This is a genomic window from Nostoc parmelioides FACHB-3921 (genome assembly GCF_014696625.1).
GTDB lineage: Bacteria > Cyanobacteriota > Cyanobacteriia > Cyanobacteriales > Nostocaceae > Trichormus > Trichormus parmelioides.
Genome location: NZ_JACJQL010000061.1, coordinates 1 through 25,951 on the forward strand (window position 1 = coordinate 1; position 25,951 = coordinate 25,951).

Sequence of the window (25,951 nt, forward strand, 5' to 3'; positions counted from 1 at the left end):
CTACTTATCCTCTATACCACCTACTTAGACAGAACCTTGCCGTTAGATATGCCTGCCTTTATCCCTTGCTTAGTATTCTTGTACTATATTTAGATGCGTTTGCCCTGAATCTCTACCTCAATGATGACCTGACCAATTTGGATTAAACAACCGTCCGACAAAAGATAACCCTGTCTTGGTTCTAGCTTTGTTCCTCCTATTCTTGTTCCCTCAATACTATCTAAATCTGCCAAGTAGTATTGCTCATCTTTCTTGATGATAATCGCATGAGTGCGACTAACACTTATATCCCTTATTAGTAAGTGAGATGATTTTTCGCTGCCAATTACATAGTAATTGTTATTAGCAAAACAGGCACGTTGAACATAGTATTTGGTGACATGATTTTGGTGGACGAGCAGATATAAATGTCTAATCTCCATAACCTGGGAGAGCAAATTTTCTAATTTTTGTCTCACTGGGCAGATAATACAGCAATTAGCTGAGTAAATCATCCACCACAATTAAAATACATTGAGATGAGAGGAGTCGAGTTGCGCGACTATGCTCTGGGGATCTGAGCAACATTCAAAGCCCAAGCCTTACACTTCAAGGATTTGGCGATGATCGTCAGAGATTCTGTCGATCATCAGACAGCATTATCAGCAATAGTTGTCGCACAAATGCCAACTAGTCTAAATCTCTTGGCTAGTAGTTATATAACCGTTCCTTTGCCAAATCTCCATGTCTACCGTAGAACTGTTGAATGGTTGAACATAGTAATCAGGGACTAAAGGTTTGTCTTGGCGGTCATAGCTAAATTCATGATCCAAAAATTTAATATGGCTAATATGGGATGCCCAAACATCGGCTACCCTATTGCCTAATCCCATTGTGTCTAAATATTTAGGTAGTTCCATTCCTCCATTCCAACAAACAGGGACACCTTCACCATCAAAATGTTCGGTTAGCTCTTGGCGTATAAACGATGCTGTCCCACCACAAATTAAGATTTCATCCATTTGGGCAATATTCCTCAACCAGCGCCATAAAGCACGGCAATACTCTTTCTTCACTATTGGTAAAATCCGACAAAACAACTCCATGTCAGCATTGATTTCTTCAGTTTTGGTTTTGCGTGATAAAAACCTTAGTGCATCAAAATTGTTAACAGTGGTTTCGGCTAAAGCTCCTATTAGGCGTAAGTCATCTTTTGATAAACCTACAGCAGTCCTTTCTACAAACTGTTGCACCACCCAATTCATCCCTAAATCTGTAGATTCAGCTTTGATTGCATTGCCCTTGTGCGACAGAATAAAACTGGCATTGCGATAGCCTAACATCAGCATTCCTATACTCTTTTGGAAATAGTTAATGTTGACGTTGCGACTACGATACGCCATGATCCCCGCCCCTTCTGGACTGACATCAAAGCTACGTAATTTCGCTTTTAACCTTCCTGTTGGTGTGATTATTCCTGTTTTTAAGTTCTGTGCTAGTTTGGCTCTGAGCGTTTGCCCATCCGACGCTTCTCCCACTGGCAACAACAAATGTACATATAGTTCTATATCTGGGTTTTTCACTCTCAAGCGCCGAATTGCCAACCATAACATAGCGGCTACTTTGGGTAAGGCATATTGATACTTCAAATCCCTAATCGCTGATGTCCCCGCAAACATACTTCTGGCTAATGCCCCCAGGACATAGTATTCTTCCCCAATCCCTATCCACACTGTCGTATCTTGTACCAGTTGATTTGACAAATATTCTATTGACTCTACCCCTAAATCCGCTATTTCTGGTTCCATTGCTAAAACTAGGGGAACCCCATCTGGATAAATTTGTGCTATCCCCTTCTGGGAACTTGTCCCTAAGTCAATAGTTACTACAACTTTTGTGTAGTCTTTGGAATTACTACTCCTTTTATTCATTTAACACCCCGTTTTGGTCGTTCCAGCCAAACATCCGCTTAATCTGGGTCATCTCTTGATTTTTTTGCGGGGAAATAAATTCATCATCATCGTCTTCATCGTCTTCATCGTCTTCATCGTCTTCATCAGTAGAACTTATTTGTTCATTTCCCGAAGTAGAACTTATTTGCCCATTTCCCGAAATAATTCCTAAGACAGATAGACTATCCGATGCCACTATGTCTGATGCTGGCGTTGATATATTTGATGTCACCACTAGCGGGTCTGTTACTATTCCACAAATTCTCCGAATTACACTAATTTGTGCTTCTAACTGACCTATTGCCCAAATGCCAATCTGTCTTAGTTCTTCTCCCCTCAGCCCTGAAGAAAACAAGGCAAGAGGTAGCCAGTGGTTTTTTAATGTTGCTGTTATAACTTGCGAATAATCTGTCTCTAAACCAAATGGATTTGACCTTATGTAGCCAATCACTTTTCCATCTAAACTATCTTTGGGGCGCTTAATCGAAACTCTTATTTGTTCTATCTCTGCCATATTTTATGGTTCTCACAGAGGTAATGCAGATATTAGAAATTATGACACTTTATTTTTCAACCTGCTGAACTTTATTTTTCTTAAAATTTAGTTTTAATAGTTTTCTGCTTGAGGAACTTCAATTTCACTTTTCTTTATCTATGAAGCCATCTTAAATTGCTTAAACTTTATTTCTACTTGTTCATTTAATCATTTTCTTTAGACTTCACAGCACAATTCCTTCAAAATATTGAATCTACACTATTTAAGTCGGGTTTATTTTCCTTTTCAGTACATTTTTTGTCAAAATAAATACTATCAATTTGGACGGCCAAAAGTTCAAAAAATGCCGTTTTCTGTCCTCTTGGCCGTCCTTACACAAGCCTGAATCGTAAATATTTAGATTTCATGACTTTTCTTTGGACGGCCAAAAGTTCAAAAAATGCCGTTTTCTGTCCTTTTGGCCGTCCACGATTTTGGCATTTTTCCCCTTGAAAGTCTTATCCTTAATCAGTTACAGCCACTTTTTTACCCTTTTTTTATTCTCAATAACTTGGGTCTTATTGAGAATGTGTACTACAACCTAGTTGATTTTGTACTACAAAAATTGCTAAAAATTTTGAATTAGCTTTGAACACCCTTGAGTAATTCTGGAAAAATTATGTAGGCAGTCCATAAATTCTCATTAATTTAGAGTTATTGACAATAAAATAGCCCCAAACCCTTGATATTACGTGTTTTTCGGGTCTAAAACCTAAAAGATTAGGTATCATGTACTTAGGATATAATTGTGATTATAATGACTGCATTACTAGCGAAATCTTGTAGATGGTGGGAGAACTGCTCCAGAAGCGCTGTAGGATAGCTTAAAATAGTCGTACTTACTACGTTTATCTACCCATTTTCGCATTTGAGCGATTAGGCTTTAAAAGTGGCGTAAAATCGGGGAAAAACAGCAATAATTTGAGTAATATTTGTTTCTCCCTCAGCCAGCCCAAAAACTCGTATTTCCAAATTTTAGCGTAAAGAAAAAATGGCATACGCAATCGCCCGATTAAAAAAATTAAAGCGGGGCAACATATCAGGGAGTGCATCTCACACTGCACGAGAACGTGAAACTCCTAATGCAGATCCCACTCAAAAAAATATTAGGTTCATTGGTAGTCTTGACCCGGAGGAACGATTAGAAGATTTAGTCTTAGCCAAGATAGAGGAGCATGAGCAGAGGCGGAAGATTCGCACGGATGCAGTTTACTGTGTAGAGTTACTCTTGAGTGCTTCGCCTAGTTATTTCCGCCCAGACTGCCCAACTAATGCTGGTTACTATGAAGGGCAGAAGTTAGATGACTGGTTAGAAGCGACTCACCAGTGGTTGGCGGATGAATATGGCGATCGCATTGTCAGAGCCGAGTTACACCTGGATGAAGCTACACCTCATATTCACGCTTACTTTGTGCCGATTGATGATCAAGGACAATTGCGCTGTAATCATTTCTTCGATGGGCGGCAAAAAATTCATGCGTTTCAGGATTCGTACTATGACACGATGCGCCTGATTGGGCTGGAGCGCGGGATCAAAGGCAGTAAAGCCCAGCACCAGGACATCAAAGATTTTTACCGCATTGTGGAGGAGGGGCGCGACTTAGAAGTTGATCAACTGAGTGTAGAGCATCTTAAGGCTAAAGCGGCTGACAGGGAAAGAGCCAATCAACGTAAACAGGAGATGGAAGCTACAGCCAAAGCTCTAGCACTTGAAAATGAACAGTTGCGGCGACTAATTGAGCAATTAGAGCAAGACAATCAGCAATTACGACTCAAGAGCGAATGGTCAACTGATTTAGCTTTAGATGATGTTGCTTGGGAGTTAGGACTGTGGCGTAAAGGCAATGAATGGGTAGGAAGAAACCACATCATTAATATAGATGGGTCTAAATTTACTGACTTTGGCAATGGTTCAGCATTAGTTGGTCATGGGGCGCTCGACTTGGTGAGGCAAGTTAATAAATGTGACCAAGTTCAAGCGATCGCATGGTTGGGAGAGCGATTTGGGGAAACTGGCGCAGAACGTGCAGCGATCTCTGTTGCTAGAAGAATGACGAGTGACATTATCCAAACTCAAAGCGCACCTCAATTTACCCTACCCGTTGAGGATAAAGCTAACTGGTCATCCGTTGAGCGTTACCTTACCCAAAAACGAGAAATCCCCTCTGATTGCGTACAAATGCTTCACAACCAGGGGCTAGTTTATGCCGACTCAAAAGCAAATGCCGTGTTTGTGATGCGGGATCTCGACGGAAATACCAAAGGGGCATTTTTACAAGGGACAGCTAATACATTCTCTGGTTATGAGCCGGGAACCCATCGTCGCTCTTGTTCGTTTTACTTTTCTTTAGGTGGCAAGGCAACTGATAAAAGCTCTAAAGCAGTGCTGTGTTCTTCTCCCATTGATGCTATTTCACTGTTTGTACTGGAATATCACGTTAAAGGAATACCAGACAACAGAACACTTTACATGGCAGTAGACGACACCTCAAGTTTACCTTTTGAACGATTACGTAATGTTCCGAATGTACAAGTAGCTTTTATTCAACCAAATATGGCACGGACTGTTAAAGAACTACTGCCACAATCGAAGTTACTCAAGTGTGAAACTCTTGATTGGAATACGCAGTTAGTCAATTCCTCTCGTCAATTACAACAACGACTTTCACAACAAAAGCATGAAGAATTAGAACTATAGTTGCAAAAAAAGTCAAGCAACTCTAGCACTGTTTTTTTCCGTACCAAAGTAGCTGGTAAAGAGTTTCGGCTATCAATATTATCAGGATGCTATTTACTCACGACCTTGATGAATAATGAGCTAACAAAGCAAATATTCTCGCTAATCAAACTTAACAATAAGCTGATAGCTGTCGAGTCTCCATTACAAGAGAGGATCTGGCTACTGACTAATCTGGCTAATGAGTGTCAGCAAAACAACATTAACTGTTACCTGTGGACGCTGGAAGATGATGCGCTACACCAGTTAGAGACTAATGAGTTCGGATTAACTTTACAAACAGTTGACCAGTATCAGGCGATCGCCAAGATTCGGCGCGAAAATTACTTTGAAATTCTGCGATTCTGGCAAACTGCTGATTTACAAGGCATTCTCATACTTGAGGGTATATTTCCCTGGCTGGGAGAATCTACCACTGACCCTGATTTTTTCTTAACTGCCGAGTGGATCAAGTCAGCCCTCATTAACCTGAAGTTGTACAATTGCAATGCCCAAAAGACAGCAATACTTTTAGGCCCAAACGCTAGTCTTTCTTTTGATATTGCACCGGAAATTCCGACACTCATTCAACAACTGCCAACTATCGAGGAGATAAGCACTCACTTACCCCAAGTATTACCTGATTACAGCGCCGACGAAATTCATGCAACTGCGATCGCAAGCGTAGGGATGTACTTAGCAGATATCGACTATGGCATTCGACAGGCTTTAGCTCCTGAAATTAAACCCCTGGAGTTAGTACAAAAGCTTTCGGCTTACAAAATAGAACTGTTTAAGCGGATTTATAATATTCAATTTCTCCAACCCCCTAGCACTCCTATCGGTGGTTTAGAACTGATGCAGCAAGCGTTTAAAACTTATAAGCGCCTGTTAACAACACTGGCGAAAGCTTATAATCTTCGCTTACCCAAGGGGATTTTACTTATCGGCCCACCGGGGACTGGAAAATCTTACTCGGCTAAAGCTTGTTCTGCACAGTTAGGACTGCCTCTGATTATTTTGGAGTGGGGGAATTTTCGCAGCTACGGTAATTTAGCTGAATATAAGCTCAAGAATTTACTCGCACTGATAGACCGGATCAACCGTATAATTTTATACTTAGATGACTTTGATAAGGGATTTGCTGGGGATGATGATTTATCTAGGCGACTAGCAGGTATGCTTTTGACCTGGATGCAAGAGCGTACTAGTGAGGTTTTAATTATCGCTTCGGCTAACAATATTGAATGGTTGCCGCCAGAACTAACCAGGAGTGGGCGCTTTGACGAGATTTTCAAAGTCGATTTACCCAATTATGGAGAACGGCACGAAATATTCAAAATTCACTTAGCTCGATTTGATGCTCGGTTCCGTCATGGAGGTGATGGGTACACCGAACCTGAATGGAAAAGGTTGCTCAAAGCCACACAACGCTGTGTCGGTGCGGAAATTGGGGCAATTGTCGAACGTGCCGCCGTCTTTACTTTCTGTCAAATGTTCAGTGAAGATGTTTTGTCAGTTGGTGAACTGCCACCGTTAGAAATTACGCTCTCAGCATTGTTAACTGCAAGGCAGAACATGAATCCTCTAGCCATCCGTGAGGCTGACCGGGTTGAAAGTATGAGGAACAAAGCCGCGTTGCAAGGTCAAGCATCTAGTCCAATCGATTCATCTATATATAGTCTCGGCAATATCGATATTTTCGGATAATTATGCAAATTAAGATCATCAATTCCGAGAAGGATTTATACGTTGCTGCCTACAAGTTGATAAAAAGACTAGGGCCAATTGCTGGGGGATTAATTATTTTGGGAAATTTGACAATGATTTACATCGAAACTCGTCCCCAAAATCTACCCGTAACTCACATCCTCTCCCACAACAACCAGACATTTAAGCTAGAAGTCGCCTCTACGCCAGAGCAATTAGAGAAGGGGCTGAAATTTCGAGCTTCTATTCCAAGCGATCGCGGAATGTTATTTAATCTGGGGGGCGAAATTTACAATGTACCTTTTTGGATGTACAAGGTAAATTTTCCACTGGACATTATTTTTCTTAAAGATAATGTGGTGACAACTGTTGTTTACAACGCAAAACCTTGTCAAAAAAGCCCTTGCCCCATCTACAAGGGGCGAGTTGCTAATCGGGTGTTAGAGCTTGCCCCCGGCGCTGCCAATATCAAGGTAGGCGACAGGCTCAAAATCCAGCCGTTATCAACTTTGCCCAAAAATGATATCGGTTTTGATAGCGGCGATTCTTTGAGAAGTAAGTAGATTGTCAAAGTATTGCTATCTATTTGATATCAGTGGTGCTGTCAGTGAATCAACTAATCATAATTTTCATACTAGCTCTGATTTTGGTTTGCTTGTTGTTGCTCGGAAGCAAGAAAAGCCGATATCTGCCAAAAAACATCAGGCATCAAAGACGGATTACAAAAGGTGAAGCTGTACTAGAGAGAATCAACAAAATCATTGCAGAACACCACGAATCACTACCTGCTGTACTAGGATATCTCCGCAAGATAGATCCGCTTGTTTTTGAAGAATTGCTTCTGTCTAGTTTTCAGCGTCAGGGTTACAAAATAAAACGTAACCAACGTTACACCGGGGATGGAGGGATAGATGGTCATGTTTGGCTGCATGGTCAAATGTATCTGGTGCAAGCAAAACGTTATAAAGATTCTATTAAAGCCGAACACTTGAAGGAATTTGCTCAAGTTATTGCAAAGCACCAAGCCCGTGGAGGGTTTTTTATTCACACTGGCACAACTCTGGCTAAGGCTAAATCTGTTTTGCAGCAGCATCCAGAAATCAAGTTGCTGAGTGGACAAAGGTTGGTGGATTTTCTTAGATGTTTATAGATGGCACTGGCTGACTATATTAAAAACTAGCAGTAAAATGTATGTCAATTCAGATACGTAAATAAACAACTTGCTGCGTATAATCCTAACTTTAGTAGAAATTTTACCAAAATAGGTAAAAAAATTGATGTTTTACCAAACCCAAAGTTCTATAAGGGTTTAGGAAAATATCTGAAAAAATAGTTTATGAAAATGACACTTTACCAAAACTATTTTTCGCTTGTATATGATTTACGTGGAGCGTGTGTCAATTAGTAGATTCATGACACGCACATGAGGTATGGGAAGTCAGGATGTTCCTGGTTCCTGTTCACCCGTGGCGATGGGATTACGCCCACTTAGCGGCGTGAATCGCTCACGATGTTAATCCAATTGGTGAGAGAATGGGGGTCTGGGCTATCTGTTTTTGTCAGGTAGTGCGTAACAGATCATGGGAGAGGACAAAACAAGGCAAATTGATTTAGTGCTGTCCACACCACTGCCGTTGACACTTCATCCGGCAGCAGTGTATTTGTCGAGTTTGAGTCCTACTTCACGGCGGACAATGGAAAAGGCATTGAATGTAATTGCACGATTGCTAACTAGCAACCAATGCGATGCAATGTCATTAGATTGGTCAAAATTACGCTACCAGCACACAGCAGCAATCAGAGCTATATTCATTGAGCAGTATTCTCCAGCAACAACTAATAGAATGCTTTGTGCCATGCGGCGAGTCCTAGAGGAAAGTTTACGCTTAGGGTTCATAAGCGCACAAGATTACCAGTATGCAATAAACCTCAAAAGTGTGCGTGGTGATTCAGGATTGCCTGGAAGATTGATAAAGCCAGAAGAAATTACTTCCCTGTTACGCAATTGTCACCAAGATAATGTGATTGGCATAAGAGATGCAGCACTTATAGGAATTTTAAGTAGTTGTGGATTGCGAAGGTCTGAGGTAGTAGCCTTAGAAATGGATGATTTTAACTGTGAAGATAATTCATTAACGGTGCGGCAGGGTAAAGGAGGAAAATCGCGCAGAGTATACTTGCCTCCTGGAGTTGTTGCTATTTTGAATGATTGGTTGAAAATCAGGGGAAAATCTTCAGGAGCTTTAATTTGTCCAGTCAAGCGTGGTGGACACATTCATATTCAACATTTAACAGATCAAGCAGTAATGGCGATTTGTCAAAAACGTGCTGCCAGCGCCGGAATTAAACCTTTTAGTCCTCACGATTTTCGTCGGACATTTATCACTAGGCTGTTGGAATCAGGCATTGATGTTCTGACAGTCAGCCAATTAGCAGGTCATGTGAATTTAGCTACCACTCAAAAGTATGACTTGCGTGGTGAAGCTGCAAAACGCAAAGCTGTTGAGTGTCTCAACTTCCTCTATGAAAATTTCTTTTAATTTTTAAGTTGCTACTACCTTTCTTAAACTACAGTTCCATATCATAAAATCACAAAAAATTCAATACCCCCTTTTTACATATACTGAGAGCATTTACAAAATATTTATACTATCAAAATGATTTGAATGCAGTTTTTGCAAATATAACCCTTGCGGTTACAGGATTTACTTTATGTATACTTAGAAAGAATTAGTGATAAATATTATAGCAGTACCATAGTTCTGTTTTTTTCAGTACCAGAGTACCTCGATTTTGAGGTTGACTTATTAAAGAATGTGCGTATTCCTCATTAAATCGTTCAGGAGAACGAAACCAGATGCCTACTTCTTACGGATATTCAGATTTTACTCAAGCAGCAACCCTTTCGTATTCACCTAAAAATGAGATAGGTAAAAAAGGCACACTTTCACTCATGGGTGTAACGGGTGTGCTGATGATTGCAGAGATGTCCGTCCACAATATATTGATGGGTGGATTTATGATTGGGGCAGCTATCGTCATTGCCTTGCCGAAACAGTCTCAAGCATTATTCACTAATTTTGACAAACTACAAAGAAAGTATGGAGTTAATCTCTATGCTGTTTTGTTTGCATTGTTAGCAGTGGTTTGTGTGCTAGATTTTGCATCTGCTCCAGCTAATGCTCAGTTTTTTAATGGCGCTCAAACTTGGATGAAAACCGCTTTTAGCCGTGCAGGAGGTGGAGGTACTGGAAACCAAATAGAAACAGTTATTAATTTATTTTTCAATGTATTAAGAGGGTTATTCCTTTTATATGTTGGTATTAGTTTAGTTCGCATCATTCAAGCAGCCCGAAATGATGAAGATTGGCAGTCGCTAGCAAGAACTCCATTAATTATAGTTTTGGCTGTTTTTTGTGGCGATTTAATTACTACATTGATTGTAGGAACAACTACACCTTAGTACAAGAAAAGGGGAGGATTTTTATGTATATTTTCTCCCCATCAGCCCGGATTAAGTCTCTATTTCATAACTTTTTTGAGTCAAGATGTCACAACAACGCTCTTTTCGCACGGTTAACAGAATTTTAGGAGAAAGACCAAGATTAGGGCCATTTCCCGCCGACCAAATATTTCCTTGGACATTGATAGCAGTAGGAAATGTCTTCCTGTTCAATTATTTACTTAAAGCAAGTTGGTTAGCTACTGGATTGGCGATCGCATGGGGATGGGCCTCTTGGTGGACGATATCTACAAATAAAGATTTTTTCGGCAAATTTGTTAGCACTCCACGAATTAGCCGGGGATATATGAGACACAAACCAATTCGCAATTCTGAAGAACCTTAAATTTCAGTTATTAATAAAGTTATGCCAAAGTCTTCTAAAAATTTGAAAGATAAACTAGGGAAAGGTAAGTTAGAAAATGAGCAGATTAACGTTGTTAAAATGCTCACTCCTTTTGAAGATATTATCCATTTGGCAGGGATATGTGACATAAGCTTAGGAGGGAGACAAGGGATAGGTGCATTAATTCTGAAAAAAGATGAGAGTATTCAGATTAAATTCTGCTTTGATTGCTTGGGGGTGCATCCGAACTTACCAACAGAGCAAATGTTAGCTATTTTTGAGGGGATAGAAGCGGGACTAAAAGAAATCCCAGAAGGTGAAAGCTTAACAATACATTTAGGTTCGTTTACCTCAGACTACAGCAGACAACAAGAATTATCGCTCTTAGAATCCAATTGCTCTATTGACCAGTTAAAACTATTAATTCGTAGTGAAAGATTAAGAACTAAAGAACTAACGCAAAGTGGAATTAGAAAGAACAAGTTTCTGAGACTATGGTGTACTTATACTGTGGTGGCTGACGATGAACGGAAGAGTGATTTTATAGAATCTATTATTAGAAAATTAGAGAAGGGATGGTTTAGCTTTACAGGCGAAATTCATGCCATAAATAATACGCGAATTGAGAATATTCTCCAAAATTCATTCAATGATGGATTTTTGCAGTGGTCAGCTATCTTGGGGAATAAGATGAAATTAGGAATTAGAGTTCTCAGTGCTGATGAAATGTGGTCAGTTATTTGGCAGCAATTTAATCACTCTACTCCTCCAACAATTCCTAACCCTTTAAAAATCGACTCTGTAGAGGGACTAGTAGAAACTCAAACCAGTGATTTCCACATCAGGCATCAGATGTTGGAGAACGAGGAGTCTGTACCATTTTTCGACAGGAAATGGGTAAAAATCCAAAATAAATATATTGGGGCGCTCAATTTCAGTCAAAAACCGGGGGGCTGGTATGACGAACAAGCACAACTACGCTATTTGTGGGAGTTAATTTCTAGGGATAGCATATATGATACAGAAATTGTTTGTCAGTTAACAAAGGCAAACCAAACTATCTCAAAAACCAACCTACAACGCATTACTAAACAGTCAATCACTAGCACTTCTTTATCTACAGAGAAAGGAAATATTGATGTTAAATCAGGCATGAATATTGAGGAAGCGGTGGAGGCACAGAAGACGATATATAAAGGTAGTGTTGTTGTACATAGTGCAGTGGCTTTTCTCGTTCACCGCAAGACGACTAAAGAATTAGATGAGGCTTGCCGATATCTAGCTAGTTATTTTCTACGTCCGGCGGTAGTTGATAGGGAAGTTGAGTGTGCATGGAAGATATGGTTGCAGTGCTGTCCCTTCGTGTGGGAGCCACTGTTAACTAAGCCATTCAACCGCCGACTTCCTTACTTTAGTTCGGAAGCGCCGGGGTTAATGCCATTGATTAGAACTGCCACAGGCGATCGCACTGGATTTGAGTTAATAGCAGAAGAAGGCGGCACACCTGTACACCTGGACTTATACCAAAACCACAAGAATCTGGCTGTGTTTGGTGCAACTCGTTCAGGTAAATCTGTGTTAGTCGCGGGGATATTAACCCCAGCCCTAGCACAAGATATTCCGGTAGTCGCACTAGACTATCCTAAACCAGACGGTACTTCTACTTTCACCGACTACACCAATCTACTGGGTGAAGATGGAGCATACTTTGACATCTCCAAAGAGTCAAACAATCTTTTTGAGCTTCCTGATTTGCGCTCTTTAGATGCAGAACTAAGAAATGAGCGATTGAACGATTTTCAGGAATTTCTCAAATCAGTGCTGATGACAATTGTGATCGGCACAAGCATGATTGGTGTTAGCCCCTCAATGATCACTAATATTGAATCAATCATTGCGTTAACATTAAAAACGTTTTTTAATGATGACGAAATTAAATTGCGGTACAAACTAGCAATACTTCAGGGGTTTGGGAGTAAGGAATGGAGCGAAACTCCCACCCTCAAAGACTTTTATAATTTTTGTTCTCCAGCTTTTATACAATTAGATTCTATTGCCAGTAATAGCCAAGAGATTAGCGAAGCATTAAATCAGATTAGGCTGAGAATTAATTATTGGTTAAATACCAGGGTTGGGCAATCAATCTCACGCCCATCCAGCTTTAGAACTAATGCCAAATTATTGGTTTTTGCACTGAGGAATTTATCAAGTGAGGCTGATGCAGCGATACTTGCGCTTAGTGCTTATGCGGCGGCTTTACGTCGCGCACTCTCATCAAAAGCTTCGATATTCTTCCTTGATGAAGCGCCAATTTTATTTCAATTTGACGCGATCGCTGACCTGATTGGGAGATTATGTGCCAACGGTGCTAAATCTGGTATTCGCGTTATACTTTCGGCTCAAGAAGCTGAGACTATATACCAAACTAAAGCGGCACAGAAGATATTTAGCAATATCACTACTCGCTTAGTAGGCAGGATTCAATCATCGGCTGTTGATCCGTTTATTGTTCGCTTTAAATATCCCACCGAAATTATTAGGGTCAACAGCACGGAAGCTTTTTATCCGAAAAAGGAGGGAATTTATTCTAATTGGCTCTTAGATGATAATGGCAAACTCACATTCTGTAGATACTATCCGGCTTACTGTTTATTAGCTTCCGTTGCTAATAATCCCAATGAGCAGGAATTACGCAGTTTGTTTCTCAAAGAATACAAAGATAATCCTCTACTTGGTTTAGTCAAGTTTTCGGAGGATTATATCAAGATGATTAGAGGGGAAGAATTATCCCAATTAGCTAAAACTTTGCTCTCAAATTTACATTCAAAGCAGGTAGCGTAAGTCATGAAACCAATCTTGAAGAAACTAACTATTAGTGCAATAGCTTCTGCTACTTTTGGCAGTTTATTTATTGCTGCACCTAGTTATGGCATCAGCATTAATGATTTTTTTAGTTCCATTGTCTCAGATTTCCAAACTGAGCTTTCCAAAATCCAAAATGATGCTAAGGAGAAAATTAATATCAGTTGGGCAGGGATTAAAACAGATGCTATCGCCGCAATTGATAGTTCTATCGGACAATTGGGTGCGCCTGATCCGATTGCTTCGGCTGATAAGTTAAAGGATTCGCTTAAGGATGATTATTCTTATCCTGTCGCTCAAGAGAATGCACAAGAACTAGAGCGTCAACTAACTCTGGCTTCTGTCAGTAGTGTTGTTAGCAAAGACGGACAACAACAAACTCAAGAAAAAATTGATACTACTGCACAAATCGCCCAGCAAGCGAAAAGTATTGCTGATGAGGCTCAGAATATGGATGCTTCTCAAAATGTACTTAAAGCGATCGCTGCTCAGAATGCTTTAGTTGTCTCAATGCTGGCACAGCAACGTACTGATTCTTTATCTGCCCGACAGGACAGTGCTTACTCTAACCTGATGCTGACACAAGTAGCAGAACACCTTGATTCTCAACGGAAAAAGGAGAACTCCGAAGAAGATGGCAGGTTATCTTTAGTGCATGAAGTCATACTTAATGCACGTTTAGATCCTACTTTTAAGTAAGAGGTATGGGTGCGCGAATGTAAAAAGTTGTTATTATCATTCGCGCACTATATCTACTGCAATTTTGTATTTTCAAAAACAGGCATTTAGGAAAGTTTTGAGTATGTACTATTTATTAGCAAAAACAACTGGCGGACAACTAGCGACTGAAGCAAACAATAATGCGATTGCTGTTGCCCAAGGATTTAATGAATTGTGGGAGCGAACTATAAGCGGTGAAGTTTATACAAGAATGTGTACTATTGGTGCTTTATTCGCTGTAGCTACGTTAACATTCTTCATGATTGAATGGACAAAGAAAATGGTGGCGGGGGACGAGCAACGGGCATATACAGATTTTATTTGGCCTTTAATAGTTGTAGTTCTACTAAGTAATAATGGAGATGTTCTAGGAAAATCAACTTTAGGAATTAGAAATTATATAAATAATGTCAACACATTACTTCTTGGGACTACTGCTGCTGGACTAGACCTGAGAGACGCATATGAAAAAGCGTTAGGAACAGAAGCAGCACGTAGCGCTATTGGTGTAACGATTAACAGGTGTCAAAACTCTTCTCTTTCGCAGCAAGAACAGATAGAATGCCTCAACAAAGCAAAACAAGATTTGACACAAAAGTATCCAGATAAATTTCAGAAAGATGGCTTATTTTCTTGGTTTACCGATGCAATTGATGCAACGATTGACGCTTATAAGGATTTCAATGAGAATGTCAAAAATAAGAAAGCAAATGGACTGGATTTAATATTCTCTCCTATTAACGGCTTTGTTGGTTCTGCAATTACAGACATAATTACGATAATTTTAGTGGGAATGAACGGAGCTTATCAATGGGGAATTGAGCTAACCATGCTGGTAACAGCAATGCTTGGGCCTGTAGCGGTTGGTGGTTCTTTGTTGCCCTACGGTTCTAAATCAATTTACAGTTGGCTAGTAGGATATTTCAGTGTAGGTTTTGGTAAACTCTGCTTCAATATCATCGTAGGATTTGCTGGACAACTAGTAGCTGATTCTAAAACATATCAACCGATGTTTTTCCTATTTACTATTGGCATAATTGCCCCATTTCTGAGTGCTGGACTGGCCGCGGGTGGTGGAATTGCTGTTCTTACTCAAATTAATAAAGCTGCTGAAACTTACAGTAGTATTGCTATTGAAGTTAGTAAAGGGCTTGTGACTAAAGGCGGTAGTTTAGTCGGAAAAATAGCTAAGTGATACCAATTCGCAATAGCCTGCGGCAAGGCTATTGCGAATTGTTATACCCCTACTCCCTACAACCTGTTTCTTATATGCTGAATCTTAAAAAAGCTTCTCCTGGCAAGAAAGAGCCATTGCAACTGCTTAGTTATAACAAATACGTCACAACTAGAGTAGGCATAATTTCTTTAGCTGGTTTCTCAATGGCGGCGTTATCTCTTTTGTTGCAGTTCCTCAATTACGGCGCAATTTCTGTATTAAATAGAAAGCAATTGGCATTGGTACAATTATCATCAGGTGATACGATTGCTGCTAGGGCGGTAGACCCTAAAGAAAGGTCTGATGAAGTCATCAAAAAGTTTGTCTCCGACACATTCATCAAGATGTTTAATTGGGATGGTTTAATACAAACCTTCAACGAGAAGGGCGAACCCATTACAAAGCAAGATACTGGCATAGAAGTAGGCAGAATTGATAATAAATCTAATAGCCGAGTGGCTGCAAAAATTTATCTCTGAACCACGCAAAATTAGAGAAGGCAAGTGGGAAATAGATTTTATTGGGACGTTAGTAACTTTTGACCGTGATGATAATTCAGGTCGAGGAATTGCTTTTAATAAAACCATCACAGTTTCATCAATTTCTAATCCAGAATATATCCCAGCTAATACTAGTGAACTGTCTAAGAAAATTTATTTGGCAAGGAAAGCCGGATTAGAAATTACAGAAATTGTCGATTTAGATTTAGGGAAAAGAAAATAATGAGTCTCGAAAATAATAAAAATGGTTCGGGAGCGACCCTAGAGGATTTGCTTCATATCGATGATGCTCATAAAAGTAATGGTAATAAACAACCAGAACCAGAAAATTTATTAGTACCGACTAAGCACACATTCGTTACTTCTCCTTGGTCAAGACTGGCAATAATTACTCTCCCTTTTGGGGTGGGAACTTTAGCTATATTTTTGATGCTCAATGGTATTTTTAATCCCGCACCAGCGCCAAAAATTGCCGAAAAAGAGTCAGAAACAACAACTACTACTGAACAAGCCCAACAAACTGAAGAAAGCGATGGTGATGCCCGTGCAAAACTCGCTCTGTCTGAACAAGCCAACGAGTTAGGCAGGGTCAACGACAAAAATAAACAACCAGTACAAGTGTCCAAAACCGAAAAGGTTGTACCATCCACGCCGCCGTCGCCACGTCCTGCACCTCGTCCTGTTCAAACCTCACAACCACGCCCTGTACCTCGAACTGCACCACAGCCGATTAGAACCTATACACCACCAACTCGCACGAATTTTTCTCCTAGACCTTCTATCTCTGCATCTGCGCGGACAGTAACGCCCATAGATCCCATTGAGCAACTCAACAAACTTCGTAGCATCGGCTCTTACGGCAAAATCGCCTATGCCGAATCTAATATTAACGACCATTCTTCATTAGACCCAGCACAAAATTTACCTAATCAATTACAGGAGCAAACTGATTTTAATAATGTCAGCAACGATCCTGTCCTTGAAACCACACCGCCCCCTTCAACCGAGTCTATTGAAAAGATCCGCCCCCGGTGGCAAGCCCAACCTCAAGCTAAGTCGGATAAATATTTAGACCAGGAACGGCAAATACTTGAAGGTAAACAAACTCGCTACCTCACCGTTGGTACTTTTGCTAGTGGTGTTCTTGTTACACCCTTAGTCCAAGCCACAGTTAATAGCTCAGTCCAGCAACAAACACCAACCCCTGATACTAGGTCGGTCGTTAGACTGCAAGAGGATTTACGCGATAACTATGGGCAGGTGGCAATACAGGCGGGAACTTTATTGGCGGTACAACTAGTTTCGGTTAATGAGGGAAGTTTAGCGATCGCTCATGTTCGGGCGATTATCAAAGATAATACCGAGTACCCTATCTCGACTGGTGCGATATCTGTGACTGGAGAAGGTGGCAGACCTTTAATAGCCAATAAACTTCAAGACAGGGGTGGCGAGATTGCCCGTAATGACTTGTTCGGTGGTGCTGTATCTGCATTGGGAAAAGTCGGAGAGGTGATTAATCAACCGGATAATGAAGAAGAAATTGAGGATGAATTTACGGGCAGGATTCGACGGCGCAGCAGTGGCAATCGTCGCAATATTACTGGTGCATTGCTCGAAGGGTTTTTTGGGCAGGTTAGTCAAAACGTCAGTCAACGTAATCAAAAAGCTACCCAAGAAATTAATTCTCGCCCCAACGCTTGGTTTATACCACAGGGAACCAAAGTCACCATTACAGTTAATCGCTCTTTAGAGTTGCCATGAAAAGCATCATTAACACAGTTACAAGCGGCACTCTAGCATTAGCGATCATTTCAGCCATCGCGGCGAGTCCATTATCCACCATTGCCGCCCCAGTCGTGCGTACCATCAGGCAATCGCAAGCTAGTGGAATTACTGCCAAACTGCAAACTATCAATGTTTGGAATGGTCACGGGGTAGCGATTTCATTTTATGAAATTGGCGAAATCATCAAGAAGGTATGGCTTGATGACCCCTCACAAATCCTCATTGACACAGATGGTTGCTTAGAAGGACTGGATCTCAATTGTCCTAATCCCGGCGCTGGACTAATTCATCTGCGACGGATCAAAAGGGTGAATATTCCAGGGCTTCCGCAAACATCAGCAACTTTATTAACAGTAGTTACACAATCATCCTCTGGTGAGCGCAAGACTTACAGTTTCAGATTGGCAACCAGTAATGGCACTCCTAAATATAGCCAGGTAGTGATTACGAGTGCTGCTCCGACTGTGGCACAAAAACCTCAATTGTCTTCACTAATCGAAACGCAAAAAATTATCAACCAAATCAGGCGAGGGATGGCGATCGCTATTAAAAATCGGCAGATGAATTACCAAGACGAACTACACCAGCGCTTGCAAAAGTTCATTGGTTATTTACAACAAGGTGATGATATTTCTACTGCTGCAAAGGCGGCTTCTGTTTCTCAAGAGTTAGTCAATAAATTAATGACTTTGAGTAATAGTTCTCTTCATTTAACACAAGGTAATACTTTATGAAATCAAAATTTAACAATAACCTAGACTCACGTTATTTAATCCTTTTTGGTTTACTTGGTACTTTATTTATTCATAGCTTTATTAAGTACGGGCTACTCAATCAAATCATTGGGTTAATCATACCCAAGGCTTCTGCACAAGTTCCTTTTATTGATTCCCCCAATGGGTTTACCCCTGATTGGTCACGTCTTAAATTCAGCGACATGATTATTTCTGAAGATGGTAGTGTCACTTACCCTGGCACTAGAGGTACAGAAACTAGAACTTGGAGAGCAGGACAAAGTATTGCAGAATTTATGGAGATTGGCGATTTTGAAACTCCTGAATTAGACATAGAGAGTTTAAATCTTTCAACGATAGCTCAAGTACAAGGTTTAAACTTGAATAGGTTAAAATTAAGTGATTTTGAATTAACCAAGTGGCAAACTTTATCAAATTTGGTCACAGCCGTTCCTGCTTTGGGTAATAGAAATGTTAGTACGGTTGTTCCTATCAGAGATTTTGCTCGGAGATTTGGCATTAATAGCGGCACAATTGCTAATGCTAGTCGCAATTCCAGATTGCGTAATGTTCAACTTGGGCGAGGTATTAACTTAAGAAATTACGCACTCACATCTATACCTAATATTCAGAACGCATCAATTAATCGATTTGCTAATTGGCAGGACTCGAAAATTATCGGTGTGCCTGGATTATCCACTCTTACCTGGGATAATTTACCTGGACTGCGATCGCTTGACTTGTCATTTGTTGCAAAAGTGGATCTGCCATTGCGAGATATCGAAGCTAACCGTACTCGCTCTATCTCTGGTAGTTATCAAGAAGGTTTTAATGTTCCCTGTTTACAGAATAATTGCGCTCACATGGAGATGTCGGGGCTAGGCAAGACTACTGGTACACAGTGGATATCTGGGAAGTATCAAAAAGTTAATGGTGGATTTGGACTTTTAAAAGCTCTCAATGGTGGCAAAGAGCCTACTGGTCGAAACCCTTTTGGCTCCAGTTTTAAGCAAGTTGTTTGGAATATTTATGAAGGCAGTGGAGAAGTAGAAACTGCTATGTTCTTCCGTATTTGCAAAACCATTCCCTTCATTGGTCGCACTTGCAGTCCTTACTTTATTGGCCCTGTGCCTTTTATTGAGTACCGGGAGAAAGACCCTATCGTTCTCGGTAAACCAAATTCTCTACCTTAAATATGAGCCAGTCTTTTAAAACAAATAGTGCTAAAAATCAGCAATTTCGTTTCGAGCAATTGCAAAATCCTGATAATGCAATTGGCAAGTACACTCACCACTTATTTACCCCCAATGGTTTAACAGTTCTATCCTTGCTCGGCGCTTATATTCTCATGAGGGTATTTTTTGGCGACTCTAACAAGAAGAAGATTGCTACTTCTTATTGGGGTGGGGCTAAGGAAACGACGGCGGCTAAGAAAAAGGCGAAGAAACAAATCGCCAATCCTCAATGTGATAGTGCGGCACTTTACATTGGTAAGCATCAGGATAAAGGCGATGGCACTACTTTCTATATCCCTGATGTGCAACGGGGTACGGCTGTCATCGGCGCTCCAGGTAGTGGTAAAACATTCTCTGCCATCAACCCGATGATTTACTCGGCTATTGATCAGGGGTTTCCATGTATAGTTTATGATTTTAAGTACGCATCGCAAGCGAGAGTTGCTGCCTATGCCAAGTACAAGGGCTATGATGTGCATATCTTCGCCCCTGGATTCCCTGAATCTGAAGTCTGCAATCCACTAGACTTTCTGCGTGACAGTAGTGATGCTGAAACTGCCCGACAAATTTCCACTGTCATCAATAAGAATTTTCGGCTTTTGGGCAATTCAACTGAGGATGGGTTCTTTGGGCCTTCAGGAGATCAGTTGACTCAAGCAATTTTGATGTTAGCTAAAGAGTTCGGTCAATTCGCCGATGTCATGACCTGTGCGGCGATACTCTCTAGTGAACACATGGTCAAGCGCCTCATGGCTGCATCACTTAATCCTTGGGTGAAAATTGCCTTTGGTCAACTGTTCAGTTCTGCTGCATCTGAAAAAACTGTTGCCGGGATTGTTTCCACAGCAAGCATCATGTTTACCCGCTTCATGGCGAAAAATACTCTTGGCTGTTTCATCGGCAAAACGACTCTACCTTTGGAAATCAAGGGTAAGCAGATGATTATCTTTGGTCTGGACAGAGAACGCCGGGATGCTGTGGGGCCTCTCATGACTTCAATCTTACACATGACTATCGCCCGTAATATCGCTTCTAAGCGAAAAGATCCACTGATAGTTGCACTAGATGAATTACCCTCGATTTACTTACCTGACCTGTATCGATGGCTCAACGAATCCCGTTCTGAGGGGTTTTGCGGCATTATCGGCTTTCAGAATATGGGACAGTTAGAGAAGAATTACGGTAAAGAAATAGCTAAGGCTATCCTTGGCGCTTGCAGTTCTAAATTCATTTTTAATCCTGGTGAAAATGAATCAGCGCAATTATTCTCTAGCTTTTTGGGTGATGAAGAAATTAAGTATAAGCAAAAAAGCCGTTCCTCTGGCTCTAAAAATAATAGCACCTCTATTAGTGACCAAGAAAAAACCAGAAGGCTTTTTGAATCGGCTCAATTTCTCAAACTTATTGCTGGTAAATGTGTTTTCATTAATCCGGCATACGCTAATAAACATGAGGGTTCTGTGCCACTGCTAAAGACTATTAAAATTTCTCAGCCTCTCAAAAATATTGATAAATATAATCAACTTAAATGGGCGAGAATCGTTAGTTTAGCAGCTAGGAAGAGTACGCAGAAATTTCCTTCTCAGCAAGATTTAGCTTTACGTGTGAATCTTGTTGAATCTCGCTTCCCCATTCCCGAAAACCCTCAAGCTATTTCGCCTAATCCTGCTCTAACAGCAAAAGATGTTCATGGCATGGTCAACACAGTTCATCCTGATAGTGGGTTGTAATAATTATGAAAATGACTATTGAAGAATTGAAAATTGATAATTTTAATTTGATTGATACATTATCCCAAAACCATGTTTTAGCAAATGGGAGCTTTATTGATATCAACCTGCCTCCCTTGGAAATTATTCAGGAGTTTCATACTTTATCTGAAGCGAGACCAAAAATTAAAAATTTGGGCATCTATACTCTCATCCGTCTAAAAAATGTTTATATTCACCTGAATCAAGAATCTTGCTGGAAAATTGTTAGTCAATATATTTATGGTATTGGTTGGCATGATTTACAATATATTTGCTTTTTAGATATTCAAAACAGCAATATCAATATACATATTATTTTTAATCGTGTTACACCAGAAGGCAAACTCATCGACATTAAATGCGTCGGGGCTAACTGGCAGCAATATGAGATCCTGCGCCAATCTTGTTCTCTCATCATCGATAACCCTGTTCATAACAAATATTTGCAAAGACCATTTTGTAACTGTTGTCCTTAAATCAGTTATCAGTTATCAGTTATCAGTTACCAGTTACCAGTTATCAGTTACCAGTTACCAGTTACCAGTTACCAGTTATCAGTTACCAGTTATCAGTTACCAGTTACCAGTTCTGCTCACTGGTCACTGTTCACTGTTAAATCTACAATTGCTTGACCCTTCAACCTTTTACCATGCCTAAACCTTAATAAATATGTTTGATGAAAGACATTTACAACTAACTTCTGCTTACGCTTATAGTAGTAAGTATTTTATCCGTACTGTCGTTTATCCTTTAGCCAAATATATTGATAAATATCTTCAGCAGAAAGCTAAAGAGTCTATCAATAAAAAGTTATATTGGGAGACTGGTAAACAAACTTATGCTATGAGTCAAGATGGCAAGGGTGGCTGGAAATGGGAAAAGTATGATCCAACAGCTAACAAGTTTGTATCTCCACCTATAGACGAACAGCAACATACCGCTTCAACACTTGCGGAAGCTGTATCTCACGACCTAAATAAAACTGCTTCATCCTCCACTGTGATAGATAACAATACAATTGATTCTATTACTCAACCGATAAAATCTCAAACTGAAGAAATCAATTCTCTTGCCAAATCTTCAGGTCTAAAAATTCAAACTGATAATCAAACCTTTGTTACCCATCTCAAAACTAATGGCAAAATTGGCTTTTCACTAATTGATGAGCAAACTAACAAGATAGTTGCCGACCAAGAGTTTATTACCCAACTGCAAACAGATGTTAATAAATATTTATCCGAATGTTTTCAAACATTAGCAATTAATCCAAAAACCTTAAACGAAGATATTTATAATTCTTTAAAAGATTGTTTAACTAGCTTTTTATCACCCCAGACACCAACTATTGCCAACAAAGACAATCAAATTGAAAATAGCGAGGTGAACCAATTTAAAAAAGACATTACTCCAGATGTTCCACCAGTCCCCGAACACATAGATCCACAGCATTGGCAAGAACTAGTAGTCGGTAGTGCGATCGCTCCTGCTATTGCCTCCATGAATTTTGAATCTTTGCACTTTAATCAGGCAAGAGGAGTACATGAAGCGTGGGATTTATTGATGACCAGCGACAAGATACCACGTACAAATACGGGTAGAGTTTCTGGGGGGATATTAAAAGCATATTCCTATTTAGACAATACAGATGGCTGGTGGTGTAATGCTGGCATAGATCCCAGGCATTTTCAAAATTTAACCCCTGGTGAAACTACCAACACTAAAGAATGGGGGTGTTATAAACCAGATAAGCCAAGACCGAAAACCGAGAAAAAAGATGGGTTAAGTCTAGTGGTTCCGGGTAAATTCACCAAATATGAACATCCACTAGGCACTGAAAAAAGTATTTTTTTGTTAGATGTCCCAGACAAGATTGCCCAAAATATTTACTCAAAGGCTGGAGTAAACCCCACAGATAGCGAGCGCACAAGTGGATTTTGGTATTGCGTATGGAAACATAATATTCCTGTCACAATTACTGAGGGTGCAAAGAAAGCGGCTAGTCTGTTAAGCCAGGGTCACGCCGCCATTGGGTTAGCAGGAATTAACGGCGGCTACTATAAAACTAAGAAACTGGAAAATCCCATTGACAATGAAATTAAACCCAATGTTACTGAATCCGATGCTGTAATTGAATCACTGGAAATTGAGTCCGACGAAGTTGAGGTGGTTGATGAAAATCAAGCAGACAACGCTCAACCTCAAGGTCATCCTACTCACTTTTTGCATCCTGAGTTAGCAGTTTTTGCCACAAAGGGGCGAGACTTCAAAATCTGCTTTGACTTTGACACTAAACCTGAAACCAAAAGAAATGTTGATGCTGCCACCTTACGTACTGGACAATTGCTAGAGGCGACTGGTGGCAAGGTGAGTGTCATTTCTCTACCAGGGCCAGATAAAGGTGTAGATGATTTTATTGTCGAGAGAGGGCGTGAAGCTTTTGACCAATTGCTTGCCCAATCCTTACCCTTAGAACAATGGAATGATAAGCGCCATCTAGAATTACGCTCAACTATCAAGCTCAAAGATGGCACAACCAAGACCGTAGGGGATAAAAATCAGACTGTGGCAATCCCACAGGATAATGTCGCCCTCCAAACACCAATTAACCAATCTCCGCAAGAGAATTTAATTGCTCAAATACTTTCGGAGCCTGTTGATCTACCAGCACAACAAAATAAATCTCCTGATGAAAGTCCCAAAATACCTGCATCTGAATTAAATATTTCGCCATGTAATTTTCAAATTGAAACTTCTTCACCGTCTGCCGAATCTAGTCAATTACAACATCAATCTACCCAAAAAAATACTCATCCTTCATCACTAGCTCAATCAAAACAGCAGCAATCTAACAACAATGCTGCCCCTCACTCAGGGCAACAGCAATCTCCACCATCTAATACTACAAATATGCACTCCTCTTCAACCAATTCCACAACCCAAAACCAACAAATTCCTCAGCAACAAGAAACTGATGATCAGCGAAGTTGGTTTCCTTGGAAGAGAAAACCAATTATGGAAACTCCTCTTCCAGAAATTCCTCATTGGGCTAAAACACAGGACGTTACTCTTTATAAACAAAACTTCCAACGACGAAAACTCCACCATCAAGAGAATCAAGCGATCGCAACTGTAGCTGTGGCGCTCGTCCAGAAATACGGTGTCAAAAACAACGAATCGGGCAAAGAGCTAACTTATGTTGCCGATGCTTTCGTCATTCAAAAAAAAGGGGAAGATTACACTATTTCCCGTCGCCACGATGGTAAGGAGTTGATGAGCTTCATGGCGGATCGTTGGGGTGGAGTCAAGAGAGTCAATCTAGGTCAAGACTTTAATAGCAAAAATTACCCCATTAATATCTTGCCTATTGAAAGACAAGAATTTTTATTAGTTGCAGACCACCTCAAAGCAGGTAAAGAATTACCCTCAATCGATGATGACCCACGCAAGCTTGCTTCTGTCTTGAGTTCGGTTTCTCCTACTGGCACACACAATATTTTAGAAAATTTCAAGCAATCCCAACTGCTGCAAATCATGATGGGAACTATCCGCAATTTTGAGAAAGACGACTTAACTTTAGCTAATTACCGCATTCTTTTTCAGCAAGGCACAGGGGGAAAATCTACACTACAGTTATTCAAAGCTGAACAAAATGGTCAGATTACAAGGGAAGCTGTTCGGTTTGAATTTGAGCGTACTCCAACTGGTATGACTCATCAAGTTAAAAAAATGGCCATCAATGAAGCTGACTTAGAAAAGTTGGGTTTGATGGCACAGAAACTACATATTAATTACAAAACATTGTTTGGCGACCCCAATACTAGCCGTGACATTGATTTGCCTGTTCACCCTGCCATTAAAAGTCAATTAGATAAATTAATACCCACTCAACCTCAAGATAATCCCTCTCCCACCTCTGCATCAGTTGATTCTTTGATATCAACCAAGGAAGAGAGCAGGGAGAGAGGAGAAGCAGGGAAAGAAATAAGAGCAGAGGGAGCAGGGGGAGAATTGGGAGCAGAAGGGGAATTTACTAAAATTTCCTCCCCTGCTTCCCTTGCCTCCCCTGCCTCTCTTGCTTCCCCTGATGCGGATCAGTCTTTATCGGATTTGCTCTCCAAACTAGAAAAAACTGGTAAACTTACTATTGGCGAACAACGTCAGATTTACCATGAACTACTTATCAAAAGTCAGCTTCAACAAGAAAATAATGGTACAACTGATATTTCTCTTCCTCCCATCAACATAGTTCTTGACGATTTAATTAAACAGCGTCAGCTTCTTATTAACGATACTTATTCTGCCAAAGTTGAAGTTGTTTCCCAACAATCTCCACCACAACACACTCCACAACAATCTGTAGCGACTAATTCACCAGAATTAGAATTTTAATTAACCGTTGTTCACCACA

Annotated in this window: 21 protein-coding genes; 18 read left to right on the forward strand and 3 right to left on the reverse strand. The window is 40.3% G+C overall.

Going from position 1 to position 25,951, the window contains the following annotated elements; all coding sequences use genetic code 11:
- Window positions 1-89: 89 nt before the first annotated feature.
- From H6G14_RS25985 to H6G14_RS25995, 3 genes are all read right to left on the reverse strand, one after another.
- Window positions 90-422: an FHA domain-containing protein gene (locus H6G14_RS25985; protein WP_206757611.1), complete on the reverse strand. Its 333-nt coding sequence runs from the start codon at window positions 420-422 to the stop codon at window positions 90-92.
- 252 nt (window positions 423-674) lie between these two features.
- Entirely contained in the window at window positions 675-1,910 is a 1,236-nt protein-coding gene (locus H6G14_RS25990) for a ParM/StbA family protein (RefSeq protein ID WP_190570963.1), read from the reverse strand.
- Window positions 1,903-2,445 (reverse strand): hypothetical protein, encoded by a 543-nt coding sequence (locus tag H6G14_RS25995; protein ID WP_190570965.1) that lies wholly within the window; start codon window positions 2,443-2,445, stop codon window positions 1,903-1,905. Before H6G14_RS25995 ends, H6G14_RS25990 begins: the two co-directional genes overlap by 8 nt.
- Before the next feature lie 1,012 nt (window positions 2,446-3,457).
- Between H6G14_RS25995 and mobV the strand changes: the two genes are divergently transcribed.
- The 18 genes from mobV to H6G14_RS26080 all read left to right on the forward strand — a co-directional run bounded on the left by mobV (window position 3,458) and on the right by H6G14_RS26080 (window position 25,932).
- Entirely contained in the window at window positions 3,458-5,164 is a 1,707-nt protein-coding gene (mobV, locus tag H6G14_RS26000) for a MobV family relaxase (RefSeq protein WP_190570967.1), read from the forward strand.
- Window positions 5,165-5,272: 108 nt separating this feature from the next.
- Window positions 5,273-6,892 (forward strand): ATP-binding protein, encoded by a 1,620-nt coding sequence (locus H6G14_RS26005; protein ID WP_190571009.1) that lies wholly within the window; start codon window positions 5,273-5,275, stop codon window positions 6,890-6,892.
- 2 nt (window positions 6,893-6,894) lie between these two features.
- Window positions 6,895-7,455: a DUF192 domain-containing protein gene (locus H6G14_RS26010; protein ID WP_190570969.1), complete on the forward strand. Its 561-nt coding sequence runs from the start codon at window positions 6,895-6,897 to the stop codon at window positions 7,453-7,455.
- Between the two features lie 44 nt (window positions 7,456-7,499).
- Window positions 7,500-8,042 carry a restriction endonuclease gene (locus tag H6G14_RS26015; protein ID WP_338421218.1) on the forward strand — a complete coding sequence of 181 codons (543 nt, stop codon included), beginning with the start codon at window positions 7,500-7,502 and terminating at the stop codon, window positions 8,040-8,042.
- Window positions 8,043-8,472: 430 nt separating this feature from the next.
- Window positions 8,473-9,432 (forward strand): tyrosine-type recombinase/integrase, encoded by a 960-nt coding sequence (locus tag H6G14_RS26020; protein WP_190570973.1) that lies wholly within the window; start codon window positions 8,473-8,475, stop codon window positions 9,430-9,432.
- Between the two features lie 317 nt (window positions 9,433-9,749).
- Entirely contained in the window at window positions 9,750-10,355 is a 606-nt protein-coding gene (locus H6G14_RS26025) for a hypothetical protein (protein ID WP_190570975.1), read from the forward strand.
- Window positions 10,356-10,440: 85 nt separating this feature from the next.
- The gene (locus H6G14_RS26030; RefSeq protein ID WP_011316312.1) at window positions 10,441-10,740 is read left to right on the forward strand and encodes a hypothetical protein; all 300 of its coding nucleotides are present in this window, start codon (window positions 10,441-10,443) and stop codon (window positions 10,738-10,740) included.
- Between the two features lie 21 nt (window positions 10,741-10,761).
- Complete coding sequence (locus tag H6G14_RS26035; RefSeq protein ID WP_190570977.1) at window positions 10,762-13,581, forward strand: type IV secretion system DNA-binding domain-containing protein; 2,820 nt, start codon at window positions 10,762-10,764, stop codon at window positions 13,579-13,581.
- A gap of 3 nt (window positions 13,582-13,584) precedes the next feature.
- A complete protein-coding gene (locus tag H6G14_RS26040; RefSeq protein ID WP_190570979.1) occupies window positions 13,585-14,301 on the forward strand; it encodes a hypothetical protein in 717 nt (238 codons plus the stop codon).
- A 103-nt stretch (window positions 14,302-14,404) separates the two neighbouring features.
- A complete protein-coding gene (locus tag H6G14_RS26045; protein ID WP_190570981.1) occupies window positions 14,405-15,517 on the forward strand; it encodes a hypothetical protein in 1,113 nt (370 codons plus the stop codon).
- Window positions 15,514-16,017, forward strand: coding sequence for a hypothetical protein (locus H6G14_RS33715; RefSeq protein ID WP_242053635.1), 504 nt, complete (start codon window positions 15,514-15,516; stop codon window positions 16,015-16,017). Before H6G14_RS26045 ends, H6G14_RS33715 begins: the two co-directional genes overlap by 4 nt.
- Complete coding sequence (locus H6G14_RS33720) at window positions 15,971-16,261, forward strand: hypothetical protein (RefSeq protein ID WP_242053645.1); 291 nt, start codon at window positions 15,971-15,973, stop codon at window positions 16,259-16,261. Before H6G14_RS33715 ends, H6G14_RS33720 begins: the two co-directional genes overlap by 47 nt.
- Complete coding sequence (locus H6G14_RS26055) at window positions 16,261-17,799, forward strand: TrbI/VirB10 family protein (RefSeq protein ID WP_190570983.1); 1,539 nt, start codon at window positions 16,261-16,263, stop codon at window positions 17,797-17,799. The genes H6G14_RS33720 and H6G14_RS26055 overlap by 1 nt, the downstream gene beginning before the upstream one ends.
- On the forward strand, window positions 17,796-18,557 hold the full coding sequence (locus H6G14_RS26060; protein WP_190570984.1) for a hypothetical protein: 762 nt from the start codon (window positions 17,796-17,798) through the stop codon (window positions 18,555-18,557). Before H6G14_RS26055 ends, H6G14_RS26060 begins: the two co-directional genes overlap by 4 nt.
- On the forward strand, window positions 18,554-19,750 hold the full coding sequence (locus H6G14_RS26065) for a hypothetical protein (protein ID WP_190570986.1): 1,197 nt from the start codon (window positions 18,554-18,556) through the stop codon (window positions 19,748-19,750). Before H6G14_RS26060 ends, H6G14_RS26065 begins: the two co-directional genes overlap by 4 nt.
- A 2-nt stretch (window positions 19,751-19,752) precedes the next feature.
- The gene (locus tag H6G14_RS26070; RefSeq protein WP_190570987.1) at window positions 19,753-21,522 is read left to right on the forward strand and encodes a type IV secretory system conjugative DNA transfer family protein; all 1,770 of its coding nucleotides are present in this window, start codon (window positions 19,753-19,755) and stop codon (window positions 21,520-21,522) included.
- Window positions 21,523-21,527: 5 nt separating this feature from the next.
- Window positions 21,528-22,019: a relaxase/mobilization nuclease domain-containing protein gene (locus H6G14_RS26075; RefSeq protein WP_190570989.1), complete on the forward strand. Its 492-nt coding sequence runs from the start codon at window positions 21,528-21,530 to the stop codon at window positions 22,017-22,019.
- 193 nt (window positions 22,020-22,212) lie between these two features.
- Window positions 22,213-25,932: a DUF3854 domain-containing protein gene (locus H6G14_RS26080; RefSeq protein ID WP_190570991.1), complete on the forward strand. Its 3,720-nt coding sequence runs from the start codon at window positions 22,213-22,215 to the stop codon at window positions 25,930-25,932.
- Window positions 25,933-25,951: the final 19 nt, after the last annotated feature.

Bases quoted from the DNA above. Each gene is read 5' to 3' on its own strand.
- H6G14_RS25985 (WP_206757611.1), bottom strand. From the start codon at position 422: ATGGAGATTAGACATTTATATCTGCTCGTCCACCAAAATCATGTCACC.
- H6G14_RS25990 (WP_190570963.1), bottom strand. From the start codon at position 1,910: ATGAATAAAAGGAGTAGTAATTCCAAAGACTACACAAAAGTTGTAGTA.
- H6G14_RS25995 (WP_190570965.1), bottom strand. From the start codon at position 2,445: ATGGCAGAGATAGAACAAATAAGAGTTTCGATTAAGCGCCCCAAAGAT.
- mobV (WP_190570967.1), top strand. From the start codon at position 3,458: ATGGCATACGCAATCGCCCGATTAAAAAAATTAAAGCGGGGCAACATA.
- H6G14_RS26005 (WP_190571009.1), top strand. From the start codon at position 5,273: ATGAATAATGAGCTAACAAAGCAAATATTCTCGCTAATCAAACTTAAC.
- H6G14_RS26010 (WP_190570969.1), top strand. From the start codon at position 6,895: ATGCAAATTAAGATCATCAATTCCGAGAAGGATTTATACGTTGCTGCC.
- H6G14_RS26020 (WP_190570973.1), top strand. From the start codon at position 8,473: ATGGGAGAGGACAAAACAAGGCAAATTGATTTAGTGCTGTCCACACCA.
- H6G14_RS26025 (WP_190570975.1), top strand. From the start codon at position 9,750: ATGCCTACTTCTTACGGATATTCAGATTTTACTCAAGCAGCAACCCTT.
- H6G14_RS26030 (WP_011316312.1), top strand. From the start codon at position 10,441: ATGTCACAACAACGCTCTTTTCGCACGGTTAACAGAATTTTAGGAGAA.
- H6G14_RS26035 (WP_190570977.1), top strand. From the start codon at position 10,762: ATGCCAAAGTCTTCTAAAAATTTGAAAGATAAACTAGGGAAAGGTAAG.
- H6G14_RS26040 (WP_190570979.1), top strand. From the start codon at position 13,585: ATGAAACCAATCTTGAAGAAACTAACTATTAGTGCAATAGCTTCTGCT.
- H6G14_RS26045 (WP_190570981.1), top strand. From the start codon at position 14,405: ATGTACTATTTATTAGCAAAAACAACTGGCGGACAACTAGCGACTGAA.
- H6G14_RS26055 (WP_190570983.1), top strand. From the start codon at position 16,261: ATGAGTCTCGAAAATAATAAAAATGGTTCGGGAGCGACCCTAGAGGAT.
- H6G14_RS26060 (WP_190570984.1), top strand. From the start codon at position 17,796: ATGAAAAGCATCATTAACACAGTTACAAGCGGCACTCTAGCATTAGCG.
- H6G14_RS26065 (WP_190570986.1), top strand. From the start codon at position 18,554: ATGAAATCAAAATTTAACAATAACCTAGACTCACGTTATTTAATCCTT.
- H6G14_RS26070 (WP_190570987.1), top strand. From the start codon at position 19,753: ATGAGCCAGTCTTTTAAAACAAATAGTGCTAAAAATCAGCAATTTCGT.
- H6G14_RS26075 (WP_190570989.1), top strand. From the start codon at position 21,528: ATGAAAATGACTATTGAAGAATTGAAAATTGATAATTTTAATTTGATT.
- H6G14_RS26080 (WP_190570991.1), top strand. From the start codon at position 22,213: ATGTTTGATGAAAGACATTTACAACTAACTTCTGCTTACGCTTATAGT.